The 25,355-nt window shown below is 75.2% G+C and carries 19 protein-coding genes; 7 read left to right on the top strand and 12 right to left on the bottom strand.

The features are described 5' to 3' along the window. Positions 1–56: 56 nt before the first annotated feature. Complete coding sequence (locus tag ABRQ22_RS06350; protein WP_353708938.1) at positions 57–920, top strand: DUF3097 domain-containing protein; 864 nt, start codon at positions 57–59, stop codon at positions 918–920. Between the two features lie 78 nt (positions 921–998). Here the strand turns inward: ABRQ22_RS06350 and ABRQ22_RS06345 are convergent, their stop codons facing one another. The 5 genes from ABRQ22_RS06345 to lepA all read right to left on the bottom strand — a co-directional run bounded on the left by ABRQ22_RS06345 (position 999) and on the right by lepA (position 8,817). Then, positions 999–2,099, bottom strand: coding sequence for a hypothetical protein (locus ABRQ22_RS06345; protein ID WP_353708937.1), 1,101 nt, complete (start codon positions 2,097–2,099; stop codon positions 999–1,001). Between the two features lie 116 nt (positions 2,100–2,215). Continuing rightward, the gene (locus ABRQ22_RS06340; RefSeq protein WP_353708936.1) at positions 2,216–3,316 is read right to left on the bottom strand and encodes a hypothetical protein; all 1,101 of its coding nucleotides are present in this window, start codon (positions 3,314–3,316) and stop codon (positions 2,216–2,218) included. Positions 3,317–3,479: 163 nt separating this feature from the next. Continuing rightward, positions 3,480–5,594: an acyltransferase family protein gene (locus ABRQ22_RS06335; RefSeq protein WP_353708935.1), complete on the bottom strand. Its 2,115-nt coding sequence runs from the start codon at positions 5,592–5,594 to the stop codon at positions 3,480–3,482. Then, positions 5,591–6,928 carry a radical SAM family heme chaperone HemW gene (gene hemW, locus ABRQ22_RS06330; protein WP_353708934.1) on the bottom strand — a complete coding sequence of 446 codons (1,338 nt, stop codon included), beginning with the start codon at positions 6,926–6,928 and terminating at the stop codon, positions 5,591–5,593. Before hemW ends, ABRQ22_RS06335 begins: the two co-directional genes overlap by 4 nt. Further along, positions 6,925–8,817 (bottom strand): translation elongation factor 4, encoded by a 1,893-nt coding sequence (gene lepA / locus ABRQ22_RS06325; protein ID WP_290444608.1) that lies wholly within the window; start codon positions 8,815–8,817, stop codon positions 6,925–6,927. The genes hemW and lepA overlap by 4 nt, the downstream gene beginning before the upstream one ends. A 204-nt stretch (positions 8,818–9,021) precedes the next feature. Between lepA and ABRQ22_RS06320 the strand changes: the two genes are divergently transcribed. The 3 genes from ABRQ22_RS06320 (at position 9,022) to rpsT (ending at position 10,850) form a co-directional block, all read left to right on the top strand. Beyond that, positions 9,022–9,600, top strand: a complete 579-nt coding sequence (locus ABRQ22_RS06320; protein ID WP_253050339.1) for a type 1 glutamine amidotransferase domain-containing protein — start codon at positions 9,022–9,024, stop codon at positions 9,598–9,600. Positions 9,601–9,705: 105 nt separating this feature from the next. After that, entirely contained in the window at positions 9,706–10,344 is a 639-nt protein-coding gene (locus tag ABRQ22_RS06315) for a type II toxin-antitoxin system PemK/MazF family toxin (protein ID WP_253050341.1), read from the top strand. A 245-nt stretch (positions 10,345–10,589) separates the two neighbouring features. After that, positions 10,590–10,850, top strand: coding sequence for a 30S ribosomal protein S20 (gene rpsT, locus ABRQ22_RS06310; protein ID WP_253050343.1), 261 nt, complete (start codon positions 10,590–10,592; stop codon positions 10,848–10,850). A gap of 257 nt (positions 10,851–11,107) precedes the next feature. On the opposite strand, the gene holA is transcribed toward rpsT, so the two are convergent. The 4 genes from holA to ABRQ22_RS06290 all read right to left on the bottom strand — a co-directional run bounded on the left by holA (position 11,108) and on the right by ABRQ22_RS06290 (position 17,170). Then, positions 11,108–12,118, bottom strand: a complete 1,011-nt coding sequence (holA, locus tag ABRQ22_RS06305; RefSeq protein WP_353708933.1) for a DNA polymerase III subunit delta — start codon at positions 12,116–12,118, stop codon at positions 11,108–11,110. Positions 12,119–12,168: 50 nt separating this feature from the next. Then, positions 12,169–14,859, bottom strand: coding sequence for a ComEC/Rec2 family competence protein (locus ABRQ22_RS06300; protein ID WP_353708932.1), 2,691 nt, complete (start codon positions 14,857–14,859; stop codon positions 12,169–12,171). Beyond that, a complete protein-coding gene (locus ABRQ22_RS06295) occupies positions 14,856–16,121 on the bottom strand; it encodes a helix-hairpin-helix domain-containing protein (RefSeq protein WP_353708931.1) in 1,266 nt (421 codons plus the stop codon). Before ABRQ22_RS06295 ends, ABRQ22_RS06300 begins: the two co-directional genes overlap by 4 nt. A 167-nt stretch (positions 16,122–16,288) precedes the next feature. Continuing rightward, on the bottom strand, positions 16,289–17,170 hold the full coding sequence (locus ABRQ22_RS06290; RefSeq protein WP_353708930.1) for a DegV family protein: 882 nt from the start codon (positions 17,168–17,170) through the stop codon (positions 16,289–16,291). Positions 17,171–17,254: 84 nt separating this feature from the next. On the opposite strand from ABRQ22_RS06290, the gene ABRQ22_RS06285 reads away from it, so the two are divergent. Then, a complete protein-coding gene (locus ABRQ22_RS06285; protein ID WP_353708929.1) occupies positions 17,255–19,225 on the top strand; it encodes a helicase HerA-like domain-containing protein in 1,971 nt (656 codons plus the stop codon). 83 nt (positions 19,226–19,308) lie between these two features. On the opposite strand, the gene leuS is transcribed toward ABRQ22_RS06285, so the two are convergent. After that, entirely contained in the window at positions 19,309–22,284 is a 2,976-nt protein-coding gene (leuS, locus tag ABRQ22_RS06280) for a leucine--tRNA ligase (protein WP_353709510.1), read from the bottom strand. 91 nt (positions 22,285–22,375) lie between these two features. Between leuS and ABRQ22_RS06275 the strand changes: the two genes are divergently transcribed. Beyond that, entirely contained in the window at positions 22,376–22,822 is a 447-nt protein-coding gene (locus ABRQ22_RS06275) for a YbjQ family protein (protein WP_253050354.1), read from the top strand. A 49-nt stretch (positions 22,823–22,871) separates the two neighbouring features. Here the strand turns inward: ABRQ22_RS06275 and ABRQ22_RS06270 are convergent, their stop codons facing one another. Continuing rightward, a complete protein-coding gene (locus ABRQ22_RS06270) occupies positions 22,872–23,528 on the bottom strand; it encodes a vitamin K epoxide reductase family protein (RefSeq protein ID WP_353708928.1) in 657 nt (218 codons plus the stop codon). A gap of 265 nt (positions 23,529–23,793) precedes the next feature. Here ABRQ22_RS06270 and ABRQ22_RS06265 point away from each other — a divergent pair, with 265 nt between their 5' ends. Continuing rightward, entirely contained in the window at positions 23,794–24,018 is a 225-nt protein-coding gene (locus ABRQ22_RS06265; RefSeq protein ID WP_353708927.1) for a hypothetical protein, read from the top strand. On the opposite strand, the gene ABRQ22_RS06260 is transcribed toward ABRQ22_RS06265, so the two are convergent. Next, positions 24,002–25,291 (bottom strand): MFS transporter, encoded by a 1,290-nt coding sequence (locus ABRQ22_RS06260; protein ID WP_353708926.1) that lies wholly within the window; start codon positions 25,289–25,291, stop codon positions 24,002–24,004. The two genes, ABRQ22_RS06265 and ABRQ22_RS06260, sit on opposite strands and share 17 nt — an antisense overlap. Positions 25,292–25,355: the final 64 nt, after the last annotated feature.

The raw sequence follows: 25,355 nt of genomic DNA, 5'->3' as shown, positions 1-25,355 counted from the left end.
GCGACGCACGGGCCGATCTCGCCGGGGTGCGTCCGGCGCTCCCCTAGGGTGACGGCGTGGCTTTCGATCGTTATGGGTTCGACGTCCTCGGCGGCACGCCCGCCCCCGTTCATCATCGCGCGCGGCCGGTGTCCCGACCGCAGGCCGCCGAGCGGGGGCTCGTCGTCGAGGAGGTGCAGACCGGGTGGGTCGGCGCCGTCGTGCGGGTCGAGAAGTCGGGCGGGATGCACGTCGTCGTGCTCGAGGACCGCGCCGGCCGGACGCGGACGTTCCCGCTCGGGCCCGGGTTCTGGGTCGACGGCAAGCCGGTCGAGCTCACCGCCCCGGTCACGTCCCGCGCCCCCGCCGCGCCGACGCGGACCGCGTCCGGCTCGCGCGCCGTCGTCGGGCAGCGGGCGCGCGTGGCTCGCGGCAGCCGCATCTGGGTCGAGGGCAAGCACGACGCCGAGCTCGTCGAGAAGGTGTGGGGCGACGACCTCCGGGTCGAGGGCGTCGTCGTCGAGCCCCTGCACGGCGTCGACGACCTCGCGGCGGCGCTCGCCGACTTCGGCCCGACGCCGCAGCGCCGCGTCGGCGTGCTCGTGGACCACCTGGTGCCCGGGAGCAAGGAGCGCCGCATCGCCGACGACGCGGTCCGCCGCTCCCCCGCGGGCACGGTGCTCGTGCTCGGGCACCCGTACGTCGACGTGTGGCAGGCCGTGAAGCCCGCGCGCGTCGGCCTGCAGCGCTGGCCGGTGATCGAGCGGGGCACCGAGTGGAAGCGCGGCATCCTGCGCGAGCTCGGCTGGCCCGCGGAGACCGCCGAGGACGTGGGCCGCGCGTGGCAGCGCATCCTCGGCACCGTGCGCACGTACGCGGACCTTGAGCCGTCCCTGCTCGGCCGCGTCGAGGAGCTCATCGACTTCGTCACGGCGTCCTGACCTCGCCCCGGTCCGGACGCGCCGCGCCCCGGCACCGACGGGCGGCACCGGGGCGTGGTGAACGACGACGACCGGCCGTCAGGCGGCCGGCACGCCCCCGGTGAGGCGACGGTAGGCGAAGCCCACGGCCACGTAGCTCAGCGGGATCGTGACGAACAGGCCGAGGCCGCACGGGATCGCGCCGAGGATGTTGATGCCGAACAGCGCGAGCAGCAGCAGGAACACCTGGCCGAAGTTCTTGGCGACGAGCGAGAAGCTCGTCCGGATCGCCGTGATCGCGTCGACGCCCTGGTCGAGCGCGACGTAGTAGACGAACGCGGAGAAGAGCAGCACCGCGAAGCCCGGCAGGATGCACAGCACGAAGCCGATGCCCGTGAGGATGCCGACGATCAGCGCCGCGAGCAGCACGTTGACGACGTTGCCGAGGCGGAAGAACGCCGCGACGTCCGGGCGGCGCCCGTCCACCTCGTCGAGCGCGCCGCGCGTGAAGAACGCGGTGATCAGGTAGCCGATGACCGTGCCCACGATCCCGAGCAGGATGCTCGTGAACGTGATGCCGCTGACGGCGGCGAAGTTCGTGTCGCTGAAGTCGTACTGGTCCTGGAACTGGTCGAACCCGCCCGTGATCCAGCTCCACGCCACGTTCACCGCGAGGAAGATCAGCGCGACGAGGATCCACGGCCCGAGGTTCGAGGTGACCTTGCGCCAGCCGTAGGAGATCGCCTCGCCCACCGCGAAGGCGGGCCCCGTGTACCCGGGCTGGGCGCCGTAGCCGCCGGCCGCGGCCGCGTACGAGCCGGGCGGCGGCGGGTAGGCGCCGGACGGGGGCGGGTACGCGCCCGGCGGCGGGGCGGTCGGCCCCGGGGCCGCGGGGTCGCCCGGTGCGCCCGCGGGAGCGCCGTACGCCCCGGGCGCGCCGTAGGCGGGCGGGCCCGACGGCGGGGCGGCGGGGTCCTGCGGCGCGCCGTACGCGGGCGGCCCTGACGGCGGGGCGGACGGGTCCGGCGGCGTCGCGCCGCCCGGGCCGTACGGCGACGCGGGCGGGACGTCGCCCTCGGGCGTCGCCGGGCTCGGACCGGCCGGCGGCTGGGTGGGCTGCTCCGGAGCGCCGGAGCCGTCCGCCGGCGTCGGCTCGTCGTCGCGGGGCGGCTGACCGCCCGGGTTCGTGGGGTCCGTCATCGTGCACCTCGTTCCTCGTCGTCACGTGCTGCGGGCAGCACGCGTCCTCGACGTGCTCGGTCCTATCCTGGCTGCTCAGGGGCCTGGGCGCGCGGGGAGCAGTGCCACCCTCCGCCTCAGACGGGCTGCTCGCCGTTGAGCCGCCGGTACACGTACGCCGTCGCGATCTGGGCGACGGGCAGCGCCACGAGCAGGCCGACGTAGCACAGGAGCGTCCCGACGAGCTCGGCCAGGTACACGCCCAGGAACAGCAGCACGACCGTGCCGAGGTTCTTGCTCACGACGGTGAAGCTCGCCTTGAACGCGTCGAAGACGCCGAGCTTCTTGTCGATGACGTAGAACAGCGTGAACTGGGCGAAGAACACGAAGACGAGCGGTCCGACGATCGTGATCGCGAGCACGCCCGTGGCGAGACCGATCAGCAGCGCCACGAGGATCACCGTGCCGAGGTTCGGGTACCGGAAGAAGTCCGCGTACTCGAGCTTCTTCCCGCGGGTGACCAGGAGCGACACGTTGACCACCGCGGCCTGGACGAGGAACCCGAGCACGACGAGGATCGCGACGAACAGGAACGTCCCGAACCCGAAAGCGAACCCGCCCGCCGTGCTGATCTCGCCCGTCTGCGGGTCGATCGTGGTCGTCGCCGTGCCGACGAGGAGCGCCCAGAACGCGACCGACAGGCCGGCGAGCACGACGACGTACGTGAGGACGCCGCCGAGGATGACCCCGGCGTTCTGCGTGAACTTGCTCCAGCCGTAGGAGAACGCGTCCTGGACCTGGATCGGCTGACCCGGGTACCCCGGCTGCCCGTACGGCGCCGCCGGCGGCGGGTACCCGGGCTGCCCGCCGTAGGGCGGCTGCCCGGGCGGCTGCTGGCCGTACGGCTGCCCGGGCGGCGGTCCCGCCGGGGGCGGGTACGCACCGGCCGGCGGGGCACCGTACGGCTGTCCCGGCGGCGGCCCGGCCGGCGACGGGTACGCGCCCGCGGGCGGAGCACCGGAGGGCGAGGCCGGGGGCGGCGACGCGGGCTGCGCCGGTGCGTGCGGCGTCTGCGGGACGGGCGGGGCCTGGGGTGCAGGCGGCTCCTGCGCGACGGGCCCCTGGGGCGGGACCGGCGGCTCGGCCGCCGCGTACGGGTTCTCGGGCGCCGGGGCGTCCGACGGGAGCTGCGGCTCGTTCTCGTCGCGCGGCGGGCCGCCGGCGGTGCTGTCGCTCATGGGTCTCCTCGGTCGGTCGACGGGCCGCGGGGGAACCGGGCCACGCACCGGATGTGGACGTCGTGTGTCGGTCGCACATTTCGCTGTCGCCCTCCAGCCTGTCGGGATTCCGACGGCGGCGCGAGGGGAAACGCCGGGCGGACCGGAACGACGCCGCGGAGGGTCAGCTCGTCGTGGAGCCCAGCGCCGCCGCACGGGTCAGGCCGTCGACGACGACCGCCGTGTACGCCGTCGCTCCGGCGTCCGTGGGATGCACGCCGTCCGGACCGAGCACGGTCGGGTCCGCGGCCACCGCTGCCGACCAGTCCGCGACGACCACACCGGGGTGCCGTCCCGCCGCGGCGACGATCTCGGCGTTGGTGCCCGGTACCCACGGCCGGTCGGCGTACCCGGTGACGAGCACGACGCGGTGGCCGGGACCGACCGCCGCGAGCAGCTCGTCCATCGCCGCGGCGCTCGCGGTGCTGTTCGTCCCGAGGGAGACGACGACGTAGGGCCGCAGCGCGCCCGCGTCGCGCGCGGCGGCGAGCGCCGCCGGCCCGTCCTTGACCTGGCGCGAGACCGCGCCGTCGACGTACGTGCCCGGGAGGGCCGCAGCGAGCGCGGGCGCGCTCGCGAGCGTCACCGAGTCCCCCACGACGGTCACCTGGTCGCCGGTCGGTGCCGCGACCGGGGCCGCCGCGGCCTCGGCGGGTGCCGCCTCGGGTCCCGGTGCGGGCGCGTCGGCCGGGCCCGGGTCGGGACCCGCTGCCGGGGGCGACACCTCCGGGCCGGCCGCGGGCGCCGCGGCGCGCGGTGCCGCCTGCGTCGCCCGCGCGACCTGCTCCCCCGCCGCGATCTGCTGCTCCACGCTCGTCGTGGCGGGCGCGTTGACGACCCCGGCCGCGGAGAGGCCGACGACGAGCGCGCACGACGCCGCCAGCGCCCAGCCGCGGCGGGTGAGGACGCGCGGCCCCGCCTCGCCCGGCGTCGGCTGGAGGCGGCGGGCGAGGTCGCGCGCCGCGCCGCGCAGCCCGCGCCGCAGCACGGGACGCTCGACGTACCGGAAGGACAGCGCCGCCGCGACGGTCGTCACGGCGAGGGTCACGACGACGACGAGCGGGTGCACGGCACCCGGGGTCACGGGACCCACCACGGTCCCGAGCGCGGCCGCGGCGAGCACGAGCACGGGCCAGTGCCACAGGTAGAGCCCGTACGACCGCCGTCCGACCCAGCCGAGCGGACCGCGGTCGAGCTGCGCGCCGATGCCGGGCAGGCACACGACGGCGTTGAGCACCGCGGTCGCCGCGACCGCGCACACGAGTAGCCCGCCGCGATAGGCGAGCTCGCCGTCCCAGCGCATCGTCGCGACGGCGACGACGAGGACGACGGCGCCGACCGCCCCGGCGCCGAGGACGGCGACCCGGCCGCGCGGCGTGCGCACGCGCGGCCCGCCCGGCAGGAGGGCGGACGCGTCGGCGCCGGCCCGGGGTTCGACGTCGGGCCGCTGGACCGGGCGCACGTGCCAGAACGCGAGCGCAGCCCCGGCCATGAGCGCGAAGAGGTGGGTGTCGGTGCCGACGTAGACGCGCGTCGGGTCGGAGCCGGGCGCGTACAGCAGCGCCATGAGGGCCGCGGACACGAGCCCCAGCCCGGCGACGATCCACGGCGCCCGGCGGCGCAGGGGCCGCACGACGCACAGGAGCACGACGACGAGCGGCCACAGGAGGTAGAACTGCTCCTCGACCGCGAGCGACCACAGGTTGCCGAAGAGGTGCGGGAGCAGCGCACCCGAGTAGGTGGCCCCGCTCGCGACGTCGACCCAGTTGCTCGTGAACGTCGCGGCGCCGAGGAGCTGGGGGCCGATGCCGACGAGGACGTCACCCCCGACGACGGCCGCGGCCGCCGTGCACACCGCCACGACCAGCCCGAGCGCAGGGAGCAGGCGGCGGGCGCGCCGCGCCCAGAAGGAGCGCAGCCCCACGTGGTGCCGGTCGCGGTGCTCGCGCACGAGGAGCGTCGTGATGAGGAAGCCCGAGAGCACGAAGAAGACGTCGACCCCGACGTACCCGCCGGGGAACGTCGCCGGGGCGAGGTGGAACGCGACGACCACGAGGACGGCCAGCGCCCGCAGCCCGTCCAGCCCGGGCATCCGGCGGTAGCGCACGGTCGGGCGGCCCGGCCGTCGGGCGGCGCCGGGCGCCCGCACGTGCCCGACGACGCGAGGCTCCTCGAGCGTCGGGCGACCGGCCCCCGCAGGGGTCGTCCCGGGTCGAGGTGCCTCGTCGGTCGTCGTCACTCGTCCGTGATCTCCCGTACCACCGTGTCCGCCAGCAACCGCCCCCGCAGGGTGAGCACTCCGCGACCGGCCACGGCCGCGCGGCCGTCGAGCAGCCCGTTCGCGACGAGCCCGGCGACGGCGCGCCGTCCGGCCGGGGAAAGGACCGCGAGGTCGAGACCCTCGTGCAGCCGCACGCCGAGCATGGCCTGCTCGAGCCGTCCCTCGTCCCGCGTGAGGAGCTCACGCCCGGCCGCGGGGCTGGTGCCCGCCTCGAGCAGCGCCGCGTACCGGCGCGGGTGCTTCACGTTCCACCATCGCACGCCGACCCGCGGCTCCTGGACCGACGCGCCCGTGTCGTCGGTCACGGACGTCGGCTCCGCGCCGAGCGCCCCCGGCGCCGCGACGTACGAGTGCGCGCCGGGCCCGATTCCCCACCAGTCGTCGCCCCGCCAGTACGCGAGATTGTGGCGGCAGCGGTCGTCGTCGGTGCGGGCCCAGTTGCTCACCTCGTACCAGGTCAGCCCGGCGGCGGTAAGCAGCTCGTCGGCGAGCTCGTACTTCGTGGCCTGGTCGTCCTCGCTCGGGAGCGCGACCTCCCCGCGCCGCACCTGGGCGGCCATCTTCGTCCCCGCCTCGACGACGAGCGCGTACGCGGACACGTGGTCGACGCCGGTCGCGAGCGCGGCCTCGAGGCTCGCCCGCCAGTCGTCGAGGCTCTCGCCCGGCGTGCCGTAGATGAGGTCGAGCGAGACCTGGAGGCCCGCGTCGCGCGCCCAGCGCACGACGTCCGGGATGCGGCGCGGGTCGTGCGTGCGCTCGAGCGTCGCGAGCACGTGCGGGACGGCGGACTGCATGCCGAACGAGACGCGCGTGAACCCCGCGGCCGCGAGCTCGGCGAGCGACTCCGGCGTCACGGAGTCCGGGTTGGCCTCGGTCGTCACCTCGGCGTCGGGTGCGAGGCCCCACGCGTCCCGCACGCCGTGGAGCAGGCGCGCGAGGTCGCCGGCGGGCAGCAGCGTGGGCGTGCCGCCGCCGACGAACACGGTCGACACCGGCCGCTCGGGCAGGCCGGCGTCGCGCAGGACGCGCGCCGCGAGGTCGATCTCGAGGAGCGCCGTGCTCGCGTAGGACGCCTGGCTCGCGCCGCCGCCGAGCTCGGACGCCGTGTAGGTGTTGAAGTCGCAGTACCCGCACCGCACCGAGCAGAACGGGACGTGCAGGTAGACGCCGAACCCGCGCGGCGCCGTCGGGCGGGGCACCCCCGCGACGGACCCGCTCCCGCCCGGCGCGACCCACGCGGGGAGCGAGCCGTCGGGCGGGACCGGCTCGCCGTCGGGCAGGGCCGGGCTCACTTCTTGGACTTGTCCTTGGCGTCCTTGCCGCCCGCGGCGTCGGAGGAGAGCGCGGCGATGAAGGCGTCCTTCGGGACCTCGACGGACCCGATGTTCTTCATGCGCTTCTTGCCCTCCTTCTGCTTCTCGAGCAACTTGCGCTTGCGGCTGATGTCACCGCCGTAGCACTTGGCGAGGACGTCCTTGCGCATCGCGCGCACCGTCTCGCGCGCGATGACGCGCGCGCCGACGGCCGCCTGGATCGGCACCTCGAACTGCTGGCGCGGGATGATCTCCTTGAGCTTGGCGGTCATCATGACGCCGTAGTCGTACGCCTTGTCCTTGTGCACGATCGCGCTGAACGCGTCCACCTGCTCGCCCTGGAGCAGGATGTCGACCTTGACGAGGTCCGCGACCTGGTCGCCCGACGGCTCGTAGTCGAGCGACGCGTACCCGCGCGTGCGGGACTTGAGCTGGTCGAAGAAGTCGAACACGATCTCGGCGAGCGGCAGGGTGAAGCGCAGCTCCACGCGGTCCTCGGACAGGTAGTCCATGCCGAGCATCTGCCCGCGGCGGTCGTTGCACAGACCCATGACCGTGCCGACGAACTCGCTCGGCGCGAGGATGGTCGCCCGCACGACGGGCTCGCTGACCTGCTTGATCTTGCCGCCGGGGAACTCCGACGGGTTGGTCACCTTGACGGTCGTCCCGTCCTCGAGCGTCACGTCGTAGACGACGTTCGGCGCGGTCGAGATGAGGTCGAGGTCGAACTCGCGCTCGAGGCGCTCGCGCACGATCTCCAGGTGCAGCAGGCCGAGGAACCCGACGCGGAAGCCGAAGCCGAGCGCGACCGACGTCTCCGGCTCGTAGTTGAGCGCGGCGTCGTTGAGCTTGAGCTTGTCGAGCGCGTCGCGCAGGACCGGGTAGTCGGTGCCGTCGATCGGGTACAGCCCCGAGAAGACCATGGGCTTGGGGTCGGAGTAGCCGCCGAGCGCCTCCGCCGCGGGCTTCGCGGAGTTCGTCACCGTGTCGCCGACCTTCGACTGGCGCACGTCCTTCACGCCCGTGATGAGGTAGCCGACCTCCCCGACGCCGAGACCCTTCGTGACGATCGGCTCCGGCGAGATGACGCCGATCTCGAGCAGCTCGTGCGTCGCGCGCGTCGACATCATGACGATGCGCTCGCGCGGGTTGAGGTTGCCGTCGACGACGCGCACGTACGTCACGACGCCGCGGTAGGTGTCGTAGACCGAGTCGAAGATCATCGCGCGCGCCGGCGCGTCGGCGTCGCCCACCGGGGCGGGCACGCGCTCGACGATCCGGTCGAGGAGCGCCTCGACGCCCGCGCCCGTTTTGCCGGAGACCTTGAGCACGTCGTCCGGGTCGCCGCCGACGAGGTTCGCGAGCTCCTCCGCGTACTTCTCGGGCTGCGCGGCCGGCAGGTCGATCTTGTTGAGCACCGGGATGATCTCGAGCTCGTTCTCCATCGCGAGGTACAGGTTCGCGAGGGTCTGCGCCTCGATGCCCTGCGCCGCGTCGACGAGCAGCACCGCGCCCTCGCACGCCGCGAGCGAACGGGAGACCTCGTACGTGAAGTCGACGTGGCCCGGGGTGTCGATCATGTTCAGCGCGTGCGGCGTCTCGACCCCGTCCTCGACGACCGCCCACGGCATGCGGACGGCCTGCGACTTGATCGTGATGCCGCGCTCGCGCTCGATGTCCATGCGGTCGAGGTACTGGGCACGCATGGCGCGCGGCTCGACGACACCGGTGAGCTGCAGCATGCGGTCGGCCAGGGTCGACTTGCCGTGGTCGATGTGGGCGATGATGCAGAAGTTCCGGATCAGCTCGGGCGGCGTGGCCGCGGGCTGGATGCGGGTGCTCAGCTGGGCGCTGGGGATCGGGGACAACGCGGGTGCGCTCCTGGGAGTGGCGTGCGGGTCGGGCCGCGCGCTCGGGGGCGGCGCGCCGACGGTCGCTCTCGGGCGGGCGGGAGCATCCATTGTCCCACGTCCGGCGTCGGGCACCCGCCCGCCCTGCGGGGCGCGGCGAGCCGACCTAGCGTGGAGGACCGGCCGGCCGCACCGGGCCGACCGGCGACGAGAGGAGCGCTCATGGCCCAGGACACCGCGCACCGGACCTCCGGCCGTCCCCGCGGCCGTCGCGTGCTGGCGATCGTGACGAACTACGGCGTCGAGCAGGACGAGCTCGTCGTGCCGCTCGAGCACCTGCGCGGCGAGGGGGTGGAGGTCGACGTCGCCGCGGTGTCCGCGGACGACGTGCAGACCCTGGTCGGCGACAAGGACCCCGGCCGCACCGTCACGCCGACGCTCACGCACGCCGACGCCGACCCTGCCGAGTACGACCTGCTGCTCGTGCCCGGAGGCACGATCAACGCCGACGCGTTGCGCCTGCAGGACGACGCCGTGAGCCTCGTGCGCGCGTTCACGACCGCCGGCAAGCCCGTCGCGTCGATCTGCCACGGGCCCTGGGCCCTCGTCGAGGCCGCGGCGGTCGAGGGCAAGACCCTCACGAGCTACCCGTCGCTCGAGACCGACGTGCTCAACGCGGGCGGCGCCTGGGTGGACCGCCCCGTCGTGCGCGACGACGACGGCTACACGCTCGTCACGTCGCGCGATCCCGGCGACCTCGACGCCTTCCTGCGCGAGGTGGACGCCGTCCTCGCCGGCTGAGCGGGCCGGTGCTCGACGGGTCCCGCGGCCGAGACCTGCGGCGGGGACCGACGCCGTCCGCACGCTGCGGCCACCGCGACACCGCCCGCCCGGTAGGGTGCGCGCGTGGCACGCAACCGATGGCTGGGACTTCTCACCGACGCGGCCCGCGCCGTCGTCTCCGGGCTCACGCGCTCGTCGCAGGGTGCGCAGGGCGGCTCGGGAACGGCCGCGACGCGCGCGCCGGGACGCGAGCGCCCGTCGCCGGCGCGGACCCCGTCCCCGCGCCCGGGACCGCGACCGTCGTCCCCGACCCGGCCCCGCACGCCCGCGCGCGGCGGGTCGGGCGACGGACCGGTCGGCGGGTACCCCGGCGACTACGAGGGCCGGGTGCGCGCGCAGTACGCGCCGCGGCTCGACGGCGACCCGGACCCCGGGGAGATCGTCTGGACCTGGGTGCCCTACGAGGAGGACCACACGCAGGGCAAGGACCGGCCGGTCCTGCTCGTCGGGTCGGACGGCGCCTGGCTGCTGGGCGTCATGCTCACGAGCAAGGACCACTCGCGCGACGCCCGCGACGAGGCGCGCTGGGGCCGTTACTGGCTCGACATCGGGTCGGGCCCCTGGGACGCGAAGGGGCGCGACAGCGAGGTCCGGCTCGACCGCGTGCTCCGCGTCGACCCGGCCGCCGTCCGACGAGAGGGCGCCGTGGTGGGGCGCGACGTCTTCGACCGCGTGGTGGCGGGCATCTCGCAGCACCGCTGATCCCGCGGAGCGGGAGCGTCCGTCCGGGACCCGGAGCGGCGACGTCGCGCCGCTGTCCCGTGGGAGCTCCTGCGGATTGGAGTTCGGACCACGACCGCTGGTAGTCTTGGTGGTCGCGTGTCCGCCCAGGTCGGCGGGCACAGCCCCAGCACCTCTCCACGGGTTCCCCACCCCAGTCCCGGAGCTAGGGCCGCCCTCTACGACCTATCCGCTCGCTCCGGCGAACAGAACCAGAGAGTCCACACGTGGCAAACATCAAGTCCCAGATCAAGCGCATCCGCACGAACGAGAAGGCTCGCCTGCGCAACAAGGCGGTCAAGTCCGAGCTCAAGACGTACGTGCGCCGCGTGCGCGAGGCCGTCGCCGCGGGCGACAAGGAGGCGGCGAGCACCGCGCTCCAGGCCGCGTCGCGCAAGCTCGACAAGGCCGTCTCGAAGGGCGTCATCCACGCGAACCAGGCCGCGAACCGCAAGTCGGCCATCGCGAAGGCCGTCAACGCTCTCTGAGCGCACGGTTCGCCCGCGTCGGCGTGACACGCTGAACGTCACGACGGCCGCACAGGCTTCCCACGGAGGGGCGCCGACCCGCACGGGTCGGCGCCCCTCCGTGCGTGCGACGGGAGAGCACCCACGCCGCCCGAGGTAGAACCGTGGTCGGACGAGGTAGAGCCATGGTCCGGCGAGGTAGAGCCGTGGTCCGGCGAGGTAGAGCCGTGGTCCGGCGAGGTAGAGCCGTGGTCGGGTGCCGACAGCCCGTCGCGCGCTCAGCGGCCGTGGGCACGGGCGATGGTGAGGACCGCGCGCTCGACGGCGAACACCGGGTCCCGGCCCGCGCCCTTGACCTCAGCGTCGGCCTGCGCAACGGCGCTGATCGCCGTGGCGAGTCCTTCGGGGGTCCAGCCCGCGAGCTCGCGGCGCGCCCGGTCGACCTGCCAGGGGGCCAGCCCCAGGTCCTTGGCCGCGACGCCGCCCCGGCCGCGCATCGCGCCGACCTTCGCGAGCGCGCGGAGCTTCATGGCGAGCGCCGCGACGAGCGGCACCGGGTCGGCGCCGGTCGCGAGCGCGTGGCGCAGGAGCGCGACGGCCTCCCCCGCGTTCCCGGCGACGGCGGCGTCGGCGACGCGGAAGCCGGTCGCCTCGACCCTCCCTCCGTAGTACCGGTCCACGACGGCCTCGCTCACGGTGCCGTCCGTGTCGGTGACGAGCTGGCTGCACGCGGCGGCGAGCTCGCGGAGGTCGTTGCCGACCGCCTCGACGAGGGCGCGCACCCCCGACGCGTCGATGCGTCGGCGGGCGCGGCGGAACTCGGCGGTGACGAAGGCGGTCTTGTCGGAGTCCTTCTTGATCGCCTCGACCGCGACGACGGGCGCCCCGCTGGCCTTGATCGCGTCAAGCATGCGCTTGCCCCGCACCCCGCCCCCGTGCACGACGACGACGGTCGTCTCCGGGTCGGCGGTCGGGACGTAGTCCACGACGTCGGCGACGAGCGCGTCCGTCGCCGCCTCCGCGCCCTCGACCACGACGACCTTCGCCTCGCCGAACAACGACGGGCTCGCCGCGACGGTGAGCATCCCCGCCTGGTACGTGGCGGCCTCCATCGTGACCTTCTCGACCTCGGGGTCCCGCTCGCGCGCGAGCCCGACGATCGCGTCCACGGCCCGCTCGGCCAGGAGGGACTCCGGGCCCTGCACCAGCACGACCGGCGCGAGCAGGACGTCGTCCCACGCGAGCGACGGGCCGGCGGACGGTCGGGCGGTGCGGGTCGGCGCGGGCATGGCACCAGCCTCCCACGAGCCACCCACCGGACGAGAAACGCCGGCGCCGTTCAGCCGCAGCCCGCCGCGGCGAGGACGCCGTCGCGCACGACGAGCGCGAACGTCCCGCAGACGTCCGTCCGCAGCACCGTCGCGCCGACGCCTCGGTAGAGGTCGAGGGCCCGGTCCGTCGGGTGACCGTAGGTGTTCTCGCCCGAGCTGACGAGCGCGACCGTCGGGGCGAGCAGACCGGCGAGCCGGTCGGACTGCGTCGCCGAGCCGTGGTGCGCGACCTTGACGACGTCGACGGGTCCGGAGCCGCGCTGCGCGAGGGTCCGCGCGAGGGCTGCTTGGCCGGCGTCCTCCAGGTCGCCGAGCGCGACGACGTCCATCCCCGCCACGCGCAGGAGGAGCGCCACGCTCGCGTCGTTCGCTCCGCCGTCGGACTCCGTCCGGGCTCCGCCCGACGAGGCGGCACCTGACCCGGCGGGCGACGGGCCGGGTCCCCGCGCGGCTCCCGAGCGTCCGCCGCCCACCCCGGCCTGGAGCACCTCCCACCGCACACCCGCGGCGGTGCCGTCACCGCCCTCGCTGCCGACGGCGCCCGCCGTCGCCACCTGGACCGGGACGCCCGCCTCGGCGAGCGCGGCGAGCGTCCTCTCGGCCTGCTCCGGGGGATCCGCCGTGGCGGTCACGAGCGCGCGCTCGACCGCGCGGCCGCGCAGGACGGCGTCGAGACCGCCCACGTGGTCGGCGTGGAAGTGGCTGAGGACGAGCAGGTCGACCCGGTCGACGCCGAGCCGGTCGAGGCAGCCGCCCGCCGCGGTTCCGGGTGGCCCCACGTCGACGACGACCGCGGACCGGGGCCCGGAGCGCAGCACGAGGGCATCGCCCTGCCCGACGTCGCACGCGACCACGGCCCAGTCCGACGGCACCGGTCCGGCCGACACGGCGAGCGGTCGCACGAGCACGACGACGAGCACCGCCAGGACCGCCGCGGCGACCCCGCCGGCGACGACCTGACCCGGGCTCCGGCGAGGGCGCCGCGGCGCCGCACCCGGCCACGCGAGGCGTCCGCGCCCGCCCGACACCCGCCGTCGGGCGACGCGGACCGTCCGGGCGACGCGGTCGCGCAGGGGTGGCGACGACGCGCGTCGGAGGGCGCGCCGCTCCCCCGCCTCGCGCAGCGCGCGCGACCGGAGCACGGCGGCGAGCAGCACGACCGTCCCGAGCGCCAGCAGGGCCAGACCGCCGACGCCCCCGGGCCAGGGCAGCCGCGCACCGGGCAGACCCGCGAACGCCTCGGCGACGCCGGCGATCCACCCCGTGAAGATCCCGGCGGCCCACGCGAGCGCCGTCGCCGCGCCCGGCCACCAGGGCGCGACGAGGGTCGCGAGCACTCCCAGGACGGTCGCGGGACCGAGCGCCGGGGCCGCGACCAGGTTGGCGGGGACGGACCAGGTGCTCACGCTCGGGTCGAGCAGCACGAGCACCGGGGCGCACGCGGCCTGGGCGGCGACGGGCACCGCGACCACGTGCGCGGCGGTCCGCCCGCACCACGGCGCCATCCGGCGGGCGAGCGGCGCCGCGAGGAGCGCGAGCCCGGCCGTCGCCGCGACGGAGAGCACGAACCCGTACGAGCGGGCGAGCCCGGGATCGAGGACGAGCAGGACGACGACGCCCGCCGCAAGCGCGGCGACGGCGCGCGACGGCCTGCCGAGCGCGATGCCGACCACCCCGACGGCACCCATCGCCGCCGCCCGCAGCACGCTGGGCTCCGGGTGGACCAGCACGACGAACCCGACCATGGCCGCACCCGTGACGACCACGCGCGCCCCGCGGGGCGCGCGGGCGAGGACGCACAGCGCGGCCACGCAGGTGACGACGATCGCGAAGTGGCCGCCGGAGACGGCCGTGACGTGCGTGAGCGACGTCGTCCGCATCGCCTCGTCCAGCGCGGGGTCGAGCCGCGAGGTGTCACCGACCGCCACGCCCGGGACGAGCCCCCGCGCCTGCGGGCTCAGCCCGTCGGTCGCGTCGAGGAGCCCCCGACGCATGGCGTGCACGCCGCGCAGGAACGCGCCCGGTGGCTCCACGACGCGCGGCGCCCCCTCCGTCCGCAGCAACGTCCGGTCGCCCTGGACCGCCAGCCGGCCCGTCACCACGACCGCCGCCCCGTAGGCGAGGTCGTCCCAGCCGTCGCCGGGCCCCGTCACGACGACGGTGCCGGCCGCCACGGTGGTCACGCCGCGCGCGGTGAGCTCGCGCAGGGAGACGCGCACCTCGTGACGGTCGGCGGCACCCGACCACGGGTTCGTCCGCGGCACGACGGCGGAGCGCACCACCGCGGTGACCGTCGCCGTCGCGCCCTCGCCAGCCACGTCGGCGAGCGCCTGCCGGTCGGCGAGCTGTGCCCCTGCGGACAGGAGCACCGCCGCGACGCACGCGACCACCAGTGCGCCCTGTGCCAGCACGCTCCCGGCCCGCCCCGACCGGGTGGGCCGGTCGGGGCGCGCCGGACGTCGTCGGTCTCCCGGCCCCGACGGCACGCGCGCGGCGCCCGGGGAGGTGGCGATCCGCGGAGCCGTCGGCGTCCCGCGGCGGCCACGTCGTCCTCCGAGCAGCAGCACCCCGAGCACGACGCCCAGCAGCACGACGGCGACCGACGCACCGCGCAGGGCCGCCGCCGGCGTCGCGCCGGCCGCGAGGAACGCCGTCCCCCACGCCGCGAGCGCCGCCGGGACGAGCCGCAGGTCGCTCACACGCGGACGAGGTCGCGCACGTCCGCGAGGACGGCAGGCCCGATCCCGCTCACCTCGCCGAGCTCGTCGACCGTGGTGAACGGACCGTTCTCCTCCCGCCACGCCACGATGCGCTCGGCGAGCACGGGCCCGATCCCGGGCAGCGCGTCGAGCGCCGCCGCGTCGGCCGTGTTGAGGTCGACCGTGCCGTCCGCGGCAGACCCTCCCGACGGTGGTGCCGACCCCGCGGCGGGCACCGCCTCGCCGGGGCGCGGGACGACGATCTGCTCGCCGTCGGTCACCGTCCGGGCGAGGTTCAGCGCGGCGAGGTCGGCCTCCGCGGTCGCCCCGCCCGCGGCGTCGAGCGCGTCGGCGACGCGCGCGTCGGCGGCGACGGTCACGAGGCCCGGCGCGACGACCTGGCCCACCACGTGCACGACCACCCCGCCCGACGGCACGCCCTCGGACGCGGCGCTCGCGTCCTCGTCGCCCGCCCCGGCCGGGGCCGCGCCGCCCGCCGTCCCGTCGGCGTCCGACGAGGTCACGGCGGCCTCTGTCGAGGAGTCGCCCGTGGGCGCCGCGTCGAGGGGCGCGACCGGGGTGACGCCGCCGGCCGAGGACCGCAGCACGACGACCCCGGCCGCGAGAAGGAGCACGACGACCAGCGCCGCGGCCGCGACCCGGGGCCGCAGCGCCCACCGGCGCCTGCCCTCGTCGCCGAGCCCCGCGAACCCCGCGTGGGACGTGGGGTGCCCGTACGCCGCGGTGTACGCCGTGGACGCGGTCCGGGCAGCGCGGGAGCGCAGCCGGTCGACCGCCTCGCCGTCCGGACCCGCGAGGCCGTCGGGCTCGTGGGGTCCGGCTGCTGCCGCCGGGTCGGTGCCTCGGCCCTCGTCCACGTCGGGACGCGGCGGGAGCCAGCCGGGCCTCGCGTTCTCTGGCTCCTCAGCACGACCACGCCCGCGGAGACCGCCCCGTTCGCGCATGAGCGGCTCGCTGCGGCGTGCGGGGAGCTCCGCGACGGGGGCGGGCGCCGCGCCGTCGCCCACGGGGTCGGGCTCTGCCGTGCGGAGACCGTCCGGCCACGGGTCGACGGCGGGCGCGGCGTCGCCGTCGTGCGGCGGTCCGAGCTGCGGGAGCGCCGCGGTCGCGGGGTGCCAGGCGAGCGCGGGCCGCTCGGCCCCGGTCACCGCGCGCAGGCGCTGGCGGACGACCGCACCCTCTCGGGCGGGGTCGCGACCGGGACGGGCGTGCTGACGCGGCTCGGGTCGTGGGGTGCTCACGCCGCGACCGTACGGAGCATGGGTCGGGAGGATCCCGCTCGTCGAAGGCTCCTGGGGACGGGACGCTCCGTCGACGGCCCTGTGCACGGCCACGACCGGCACGCCCTCGCCGCGGACGGAGGACCGACGGGTCTCGGCGCGCGTCGGGCCGTCCGCGACGCCCGGTCTCAGCGCGCGGTCGAACCGCCCTCGACGCCCGAGCCACGGTCCGCGAGCTCGGCGACGACGACGGCCAGCACGCCCGGTCCCACGTGGGCGCCCAGCACGGCGCTGACGGGGGTGACCGCGACGTCCAGGCCGGTGCGGGCGGTCAGCTCGGACGCGAGCCGCTGCGCGCCCGCCTCGTCCCCGACGTGGTGGACCGCGAGCGCGGGCAGCGCCCGGCGCGCCGCGGACTCGACGGCGACCGTCGTCAGCCGCTCGACCGCCGCGGCCCTGGTCCGGACCTTCTGCACGACCTCGATCCTGCCCTCCCGCACGGCCAGCAGCGGTCGCACGCCGAGCACCGTCCCCAACGCCGCGGACGCCGCGCTGAGGCGGCCCCCACGGCGGAGATGGTCGAGCGAGTCGACGAGGAAGACGGCGCGGCTCGCGTCGGCGACCTCGATGGCGCGCCGGGCGACCACGTCCGCGCTCTCCCCCGCTCCCGCGGCACGGGCGGCGGCCCGCGCCGCGAAGCCCAGCCCCATCGCGACGGTCCGGGAGTCCACGACCCGCACCGGGACCGGTGCGTCCGCCGCCGCGAGCGCGGCCGCGTGCACCGTGCCCGACAGCTCGCCCGAGAGATGGACGGAGACGATCTCGCGCGCGCCCGCGGCGACGGCGGCGGCGTACGCCTCGGCGAACGCCCGGGGCGTCGGCTGCGACGTCGTGACCCGGCGACCGGCCTGCAGGTGCGCGGCCACGTCCTCGGCGGTGAGCCCGACTCCCTCGAGCGAGGACTCGTCGTCGACGATCACGTGCAGCGGGACGGACCGGAGCCGCTCCTCGGGGACGGACGGGAGGGACGCCGTCGAGTCGGTGACGACGTGCACGTGGTGGTCGGTCATGGCCGCGCCACCTTACGGCCCGCGCGGGCCGTCGCGCATCCCGGCCCGGCTGCGCCCCCGCGGTGCCGCCCCTACGATCCGAGCATGGCCGACGACGCCGCACAGTCCCCGACCGAGCTCGCCGCCCTGCGCGCGGCCGCCGCGCAGGCCGCCGCCGAGGCCGCCGAGGCCAGAGCCGCCGCCGCGCAGGCGGCCCTCGAGGCCGCGGAGGCGGCCGCGCGGGCCGACACGGCCCCCGAGACCTCGGCTCCCGAGGGCGCCGACGCGTCGGCGACCGGCACGCCCCCGGGCACCGCCGGTCCAGCCGAGGCGAGCGGATCCCGCGAGGGGGGCACGTCGTCGGGCACCGAGCCGAGCGCGGAGGGTCGCGCGCCTGCCGAGGAGGCTGCGCCGTCGGGCACCGGGCCGCTCGAGGGCTACGCCAGCGAGGTCGCGACCGGCTACGCGTACCGGGGCGGCACGCTCGCGCTCGGCGCGCTGCTCGAAGGCGACCCGGGCGGCGACCCGACGCCGCGCGCCGACGTGCAGGTGGGGTTCGCCCTGAGCATGCTCAACCGGCACGGGCTCGTCGCGGGCGCGACCGGGACCGGCAAGACGAAGACGCTCCAGGGCATGGCGGAAGGGCTGTCGGCCGCTGGTGTGCCCGTGTTCCTCGCGGACGTCAAGGGCGACCTGTCCGGGCTCGCCGTGCCCGGCGAGCCGAACGAGAAGATCGTGGAGCGCTCGGCGTCGATCGGGCAGGACTGGAGCCCGACGACCTTTCCCGTCGAGCTCTACTCGCTCGGCGGTCTGGGGACCGGTGTGCCGATCCGCACGACCGTCACGGACTTCGGTCCGCTGCTGCTGTCCAAGGTCCTCGGGCTCAACGAGACGCAGGAGTCGAGCCTCGGGCTGATCTTCCACTGGGCCGACGCCCAGGGTCTCGCGCTGCTCGACCTCAAGGACCTCCAGTCGACGATCGCGTACCTCACGTCCGACGAGGGCAAGGCGGAGCTCAAGGGGATCGGCGGGGTGTCGAGCGCGACGGCGGGGGTCATCCTGCGCGAGATCGTCGCCCTGCAGGCGCAGGGCGCGGACGTGTTCTTCGGCGAGCCCGCGTTCGCGACGTCGGACCTGCTGCGCACCGCACCCGACGGCCGGGGCGTGATCTCCGCGCTCGAGCTGCCCGCGGTGCAGGACCGCCCCGCGCTGTTCTCGACGTTCCTCATGTGGCTGCTGGCCGACCTGTTCCAGGAGCTGCCCGAGGTCGGGGACGCGGAGAAGCCGAAGCTCGTCTTCTTCTTCGACGAGGCGCACCTGCTGTTCACGGGCGCGTCGAAGGAGTTCCTCCAGCAAGTGGTGCAGACCGTCCGGCTCGTGCGGTCGAAGGGCGTCGGCGTGTTCTTCGTGACGCAGAGCCCCAAGGACGTCCCCGCCGACGTGCTCGCGCAGCTCGGCAACCGCGTCCAGCACGCGCTGCGCGCCTTCACGCCCGACGACGCCGCCGCCCTCCGCGCGGCCGTGCGGACGTATCCGACCTCGCCGTACGACCTCGAACGGCTGCTGCAGTCGCTCGGCACGGGCGAGGCCGTCGTCACGGTCCTCACGGAGAAGGGCGCGCCGACCCCGGTCGCCTGGACGCGCGTGCGGGCACCGCAGTCGTCGATGGAGCCCGCGCCCACGACCGTGCTCGAGGGGATCGTGGCTGCGTCGCCGGCCTTCGCGCGCTACGGCACGGCGGTGGACAACGAGTCTGCGTTCGAGCTCCTGCAGGTGCGCGTGCAGGAGCAGGCGGCGGCGCGGGACGCGGCCGCGGCCGCCGAGGCCGAGGCGGCGGCCCAGGAGAAGGCGGCCAAGGACGCCGCCAAGGAGGCCGAGCGCGCGGCGAAGAAGGAGCAGGCGGAGCTGGAGAAGATGCGCGCGAAGCTCGAGCGCGACGCGGCGAAGAGCCGCTCAGGATCGGGCGGGTCATCCCGGTCGCGGTCGTCGAGCCCGCTCGACTCGTTCCTCCGCTCCGCCGGCACCCAGCTCGGCCGCGAGCTCACCCGCACCATCTTCGGCACCCGCCGCCGCTGACCCCCACGTGCTGTGGGCATGAGATGGGCCCGGTTTCGGAGTCGAAACCGGGCCCATTTCATGCCCACAACCAGGTCAGGGACTCAGACGACGATGTTGACCAGCTTCGGGGCGCGGACGATGACCTTGCGGACCTCGGCGCCGTCGATCGCTCGCACGACGTTCGGCTCTGCGAGCGCGGCGGCGGTGAGATCCTCCTCCGTGATCGACGGCGGCACCTCCAGGCGGGCGCGCACCTTGCCCTTGACCTGGACGACGCACGTCACGGTGTCCTCGACGAGGTAGCGCTCGTCGGCCGTCGGGAAGGGCTCGTGCGCGAGCGAGCGGTCGTGGCCCAGGCGCTCCCACAGCTCCTCCGCGATGTGCGGCGCGACGGGAGCGGTCATGAGCACGAGCGGCTCGACGGCCTCGCGCGGCACGCGGTCGAGCGACGTGAGGTGGTTGTTGAGCGTGATGAGCTTCGCGATCGCCGTGTTGGGGCGCATGTGCTCCATCTCGACGCGCACGTCGGCGATGGCGCGGTGCACGGCACGCAGGGTCGCGGCGTCGGCGGGCTCGTCGACGACCGTCAGCTCGCCGGTCTCCTCCGAGACGACGTTGCGCCACAGCCGCTGCAGGAACCGCTGCGACCCCACGACGGCGCGCGTCTCCCACGGGCGCGACAGGTCGAGCGGACCCATCGACATCTCGTAGACGCGGAACGTGTCGGCGCCGTACTCGGCGTACATCTCGTCGGGCGTGACGACGTTCTTGAGCGACTTGCCCATCTTGCCGTACTCGCGCTGCACGACCTCGCCGTTCCAGCGGTACACGACCTCGCCCGAGCCGTCGGACGCGGGCTCCTCCGTGACCTCGGCGGCCGGCACGTACTGGCCGCGCGCGTCGGTGAACGCGTACGCCTGGACGTAGCCCTGGTTGAAGAGCTTGTGGAACGGCTCGACGCTCGTCACGTGGCCCAGGTCGTAGAGGACCTTGTGCCAGAACCGCGCGTAGAGAAGGTGCAGCACGGCGTGCTCGACACCCCCGACGTACAGGTCCACGCCCCCGGCGCGGCCCGCGCTCGGGTTGTGCTCCGGGCCCATCCAATAGCGCTCGAGCTCGGGGTCGACAACCGTGTCCTGGGCGCCGCCGCCCCACTGCGGGTCGAGGTAGCGCAGGTAGTACCAGCACGACCCGGCCCAGTTGGGCATCGTGTTCGTGTCGCGGCGGTACTGCTTCGGCCCGTCGCCGAGGTCGAGCGTGACGTTGACCCACTCGTCGTTGCGGCCCAGCGGCGCCTCGGGCGACGAGTCGGCGTCGTCCGGGTCGAACGTGCGGGGCGCGTAGTCCGGGACGTCCGGCAGGTCGACGGGCAGCAGCGCGTCGGGGATCGCGACGGGCTGGTCGTTCTCGTCCCAGACGATCGGGAACGGCTCGCCCCAGTAGCGCTGGCGGCTGAACAGCCAGTCGCGGAGGCGGTAGGTCGTGGTGCCCTCGCCGAGGCCCTTGGCGACGAGCCACTCCGTGATGCGTCGCTTGGCCTCCGCCACGTCGAGACCGTCGAGCGACACCTCGTCGTTCGACGAGCCGACGGCGACCCCGTCGCCCGTGTACGGGCCCGTGAAGTCCTCGGGGAGCCCGCCCTCGGGCTCGACCGTGCGCACGACCGGCAGCCCGAACGCCTCGGCGAACGCGAAGTCGCGCTCGTCGCCGCCCGGGACGGCCATGATCGCGCCGGTGCCGTAGCCCATGAGGACGTAGTCGGCGGTGAAGACCGGGATCGTCTGGCCGTTCACCGGGTTCACCGCGAGGTGCCCGGTGAACACGCCCGTCTTCTTGCCCGCGTCGGCCTGGCGCTCGACCGCCGTCTTCGCCGCGGCCTCGCGACGGTAGGCGGCGACGGCCTCGACCGGCGAGCGGTGCCCGCCGGTCCACGCGCTCGACGTGCCGTCGGGCCAGTGCGCCGGGACCTCGTCGAGCAGCGGGTGCTCGGGCGAGACGACCATGAACGTGGCGCCGAACAGCGTGTCCGGGCGGGTCGTGAAGACCTCGATCTCGGTGCCGGACTCCGCCGCGGCGTCGTTGGCGCCGTCGGGCGTGCCGAGCACGGCGAACCGCACGAGCGCGCCCTCGCTGCGCCCGATCCAGTTGCGCTGCATCGCCGTGACCTTCTCCGGCCAGTCGATGAGGTCGAGGTCGTCGGCGAGGCGGTCGGCGTACGCCGTGATGCGCATCTTCCACTGGCGCAGGCTGCGCTGGAAGACCGGGAAGTTGCCGCGCTCGGAGCGGCCGTCGGCCGTGACCTCCTCGTTCGCGAGGACCGTGCCCAGGCCGGGGGCCCAGTTCACGGGCGACTCGTCCACGTACGCGAGGCGCTGGGAGTCGACGACGGCGCGGCGCTGCTGGGGCGTGAGCGTCGCCCAGTCGGCCCCCTCCTCGACGCCGTCGACGCCGCCCGGCACCGGTCGCGCGCCCGACGCGAGCTCGGCCTCGAGCTCGGCGATGCGGCGCGCCCGGCCGCGACCGCCGTCGGGCCGCAGCGCGTCCGGGTCGTACCAGGAGTCGAAGATCTGCAGGAAGATCCACTGCGTCCAGCGCACGTAGTCGGGGTCGATCGTCGCGAACGTGCGGCGCGAGTCGTGCGCCAGGCCGAGGCGGCGGAGCTGGCGCCGCATGTTCGCGATGTTGGCCTCGGTCGTCACGCGCGGGTGCTGGCCCGTCTGCACCGCGTACTGCTCGGCGGGCAGGCCGAACGCGTCGTAGCCGAGCGCGTGCAGCACGTTCTCTCCGCGCATGCGCCGGAAGCGCCCGACGACGTCCGTCGCGATGTACCCGAGGGGGTGCCCCACGTGCAGGCCCGCGCCCGACGGGTACGGGAACATGTCCATGATGAAGTACGGGCTCGCGCCCTCGGGGCCCTGGCCGTCGCCGTCCGTGAGCTCGCCCGTGGGGTTGGCGGCCCAGAAGGTGCCGCGCTGCTCCCAGAGCTCCTGCCACTTGAGCTCGATCTGCTCCGCGAGCGCCGGCGTGTAGCGGTGTGCGGGGCCGCCCGCGGCGGGGGCGTCCGAGGCGTGCGGGATCGAGGCGGTGTCAGGCGTGGTCACCCGGCCGAGTTTACCGGCCGACGGGAGGCACGACGGCGGCCGTCCGGCCCGTGCGAGGATGTGCGCCGTGATCATCGTGACGACCAACGAGGTGCCCGGCTACCGCATCGACGCGGTGCTCGGCGAGGTGATGGGCATGACCGTGCGCAGCGCGAACATCGGCGCGAACTTCGTCGCGTCGTTCCGCTCGATCGGCGGCGGCGAGGTGACGGAGTACACGAAGCTCGTCTACGAGTCCCGCCAGGAGGTCATGCACCGCATGGTCCAGGAGGCGCAGCGCCGCGGCGGGAACGCCGTCGTCGGGATGCGCTTCGACACGGGCGAGATCGCGGCGTCGTTCTCGGAGGTGTGCGCGTACGGCACCGCCGTCGTCGTCACGCCGATCCCGGCGGGCCAGCCCGGCGCGACGGCGCAGTCGGCCCACCAGGCCCAGGGTGCGCCGTCCGCTCCCCCGCAGCCGGGCGGTCACGGCTACCCGCAGGACGCCGCGCCGGACCAGCCGGCCTGGCGCTGACGCCAGCGGCGGTCCGCGCGGCCGGACCCCCGCGGGGCCGCGGCGCGCGTCAGAACAGCGTCATGATGATCGGGCCCTTGACCAGCAGGATCCACGCGACGAGCGCGACGTAGCCGATCGCCAGGAACAGGTGCCGGTTGCCCACGAGCGTGCGGCGCACGCCGTCGCCCGCGGGCAGGTACCCCTCCTGGACGGCGTGGACCACCTGGTACCAGAAGAGCGGCAGCATGGCGAACCACACGACCATGCAGTACGGGCACATCGCCGAGATCGCGTACATCGTCGTCCAGATGAGGAAGACGATCAGACCCATGCCGAGGGTCGTCCCGCCGAGGAGCGCGAGCCAGTACCAGCGTGGGAGCCGCGCGCCCGCGAGCAGCACGACGCCCGTCGTGATGACGACGGGGAACGCCGCGATGCCCAGCAGCGGGTTCGGGAACCCGAGGAGCGAGCCCTGCCAGGAGTCCATCGCGTCGCCGCAGTCGAGCAACGCGTTGAGGCTGCACGACGGCACGTGGTTCGGGTCCGCGAGCTTGAGGAACTTCTCGATGGCCAGCGCCGCCGAGCCCGCCAGACCGATCGCGCCGGCCACGACGAGCAACCAGCCCATCGCTCGCATGCTGATCGGGCGGGGCCCGGACGACGGCAGCGGCTCGTCGTCGTGGTCGGCGGACACGCTCGCACCGGCGGTGGCGCTCTTGCTCACGGGGACGCTCCTCGTGGGTCACCGGCTCGCGCCGGACGTGACGGGGCGCACGGCGGTGCGCGCAGGGCACAACCTACCGCGCGCCGCTGGGTCCCGGCTGGGAGTCCGCCGAGGTAGAGGCGTGGTCGCCTTTCACGACGGCGTGTGGTTGCCCTGGGTGGTCGGGGTGGGTGGTGGTGCCGCGTCTACCATCCGCGCCGCTCGTTCCTCGCGTCGCTCCCGCCAGGCCCGACCACGACGCGGCACCACCACCCACCCCGACCCGGTGTCGACTCACCCGGTCGGTGCTCACGACGACCAGGGCTCTACCTCGGCAGACCAGGGCTCTACCTCGGCAGACCAGGGCTCTACCTCGGCAGACCAGGGCTCTACCTCGGCAGACCAGGGCTCTACCTCGGCAGACCAGGGCTCTACCTCGGCAGACCAGGGCTCTACCTCGGCAGACCAGGGCTCTACCTCGGCGGACCAGGGGTCTACCTCGGCAGGCTGACCGGCTCGGTCGCAGGCGAGCCGGCGTCGTCGGGCAGGGTGGCGCCGACGACGCCGGCGACGCCGGCGGGGCGGCGGCCGACGAGGAGGATGATCGCCAGGCCGGCGACAGTGAGCACGACGCCGGTCCAGGCCGGGGCGAGGTAGCCCCAGCCGGCGGCGATGACGAGACCCCCGAGGAACGCGCCGTTGGCGTTGCCGACGTTGAGCGCGGAGTGGCACAGGGCCGCGCCGAGCGAGGGCGCGGCGGGCGACAGGTCCATGAGGCGCGTCTGCAGGGCGAGGCCGAGGACCTGGGAGGTGACGCCGAGCAGGAAGAGCGACAGCACGGCGGGGACGGGGTGGTGGCCCGTGAGGGCGAACAGCGCGAGCGTCACGCCCGTGGAGACGAACCCGAGGTAGACGGTGCGCATGACGGAGCGGTCGGCGAGCCGACCGCCGAGGACGGTGCCGACCGTCATGCCGACGCCGAAGATCGCGAGCACCAGCGGCACCGCGGCGGACGACAGGCCCGTGACGCGTGTGATGGTCGGCTCGACGTAGGAGTAGACGGCGAACATGCCGCCGAACCCGACCGCGGCGCCGATGAACCCGAGCCACAGCGGCCCGTTGCGCAGCGCGCCGAGCTCGCGGCGCACGCTCGAGTCCTCGTTCCCCGCACCGGCCGGGACGAGCCACCACAGGGCGGCGAGCGTGACGAGGCCCAGCCCGCCGACCACGACGAACGCGGCGCGCCAGCCGAGCTGCTGCCCGGCGAAGGTCGAGAGCGGGACCCCGACGACGTTGGCGATGGTCAGCCCGGCCATCATGGTCGCGACGGCGCGCCCCCGGCGCCCGGGACCCGCGACGGCGGCGCCGACCGCGGCTCCGACGCCGAAGAACGCTCCGTGCGGCAGCCCCGCGAGGAACCGGCCGGCGACGAGCGTCTCGATGCTCCCGGCGGTCGCGGAGAACAGGTTGCCGAGCGTGTAGAACGCCATGAGCGCGACGAGCAGCGTCTTGCGGGGCAGGCGCGCCGCGACGACGGTGAGCAGCGGCGCCCCGACGACCACGCCGACGGCGTAGGCGGTGATGGCGTGGCCCGCCGTGGGGATCGAGACGTCGAGGTCGGTCGCGATGTCGGAGAGCAGGCCCATCGTCGCGAACTCGGTCGTGCCGATGGTGAACCCACCCATCGCGAGCGCGAGGAGCGCGGGCCCGGCCCCGCGCAGGCGTCCGGCGCGCGTGGGAGGGACGTCCGCGGGAGGCGCGGGCGTGGCGGTGCTGTCGGTCATCGTGTCCTCGGGGCGTCGTGGCAGGGCGGCGGTGGAGACCTCGGACCGAAGCACCAGCGATCGA

Source organism: Cellulosimicrobium sp. ES-005 (genome assembly GCF_040448685.1).
Lineage (GTDB): Bacteria > Actinomycetota > Actinomycetes > Actinomycetales > Cellulomonadaceae > Cellulosimicrobium > Cellulosimicrobium cellulans_G.
The sequence above is the reverse complement of the archived record's forward strand: the minus strand, read 5'-3'. Positions and strand labels throughout refer to the sequence as shown.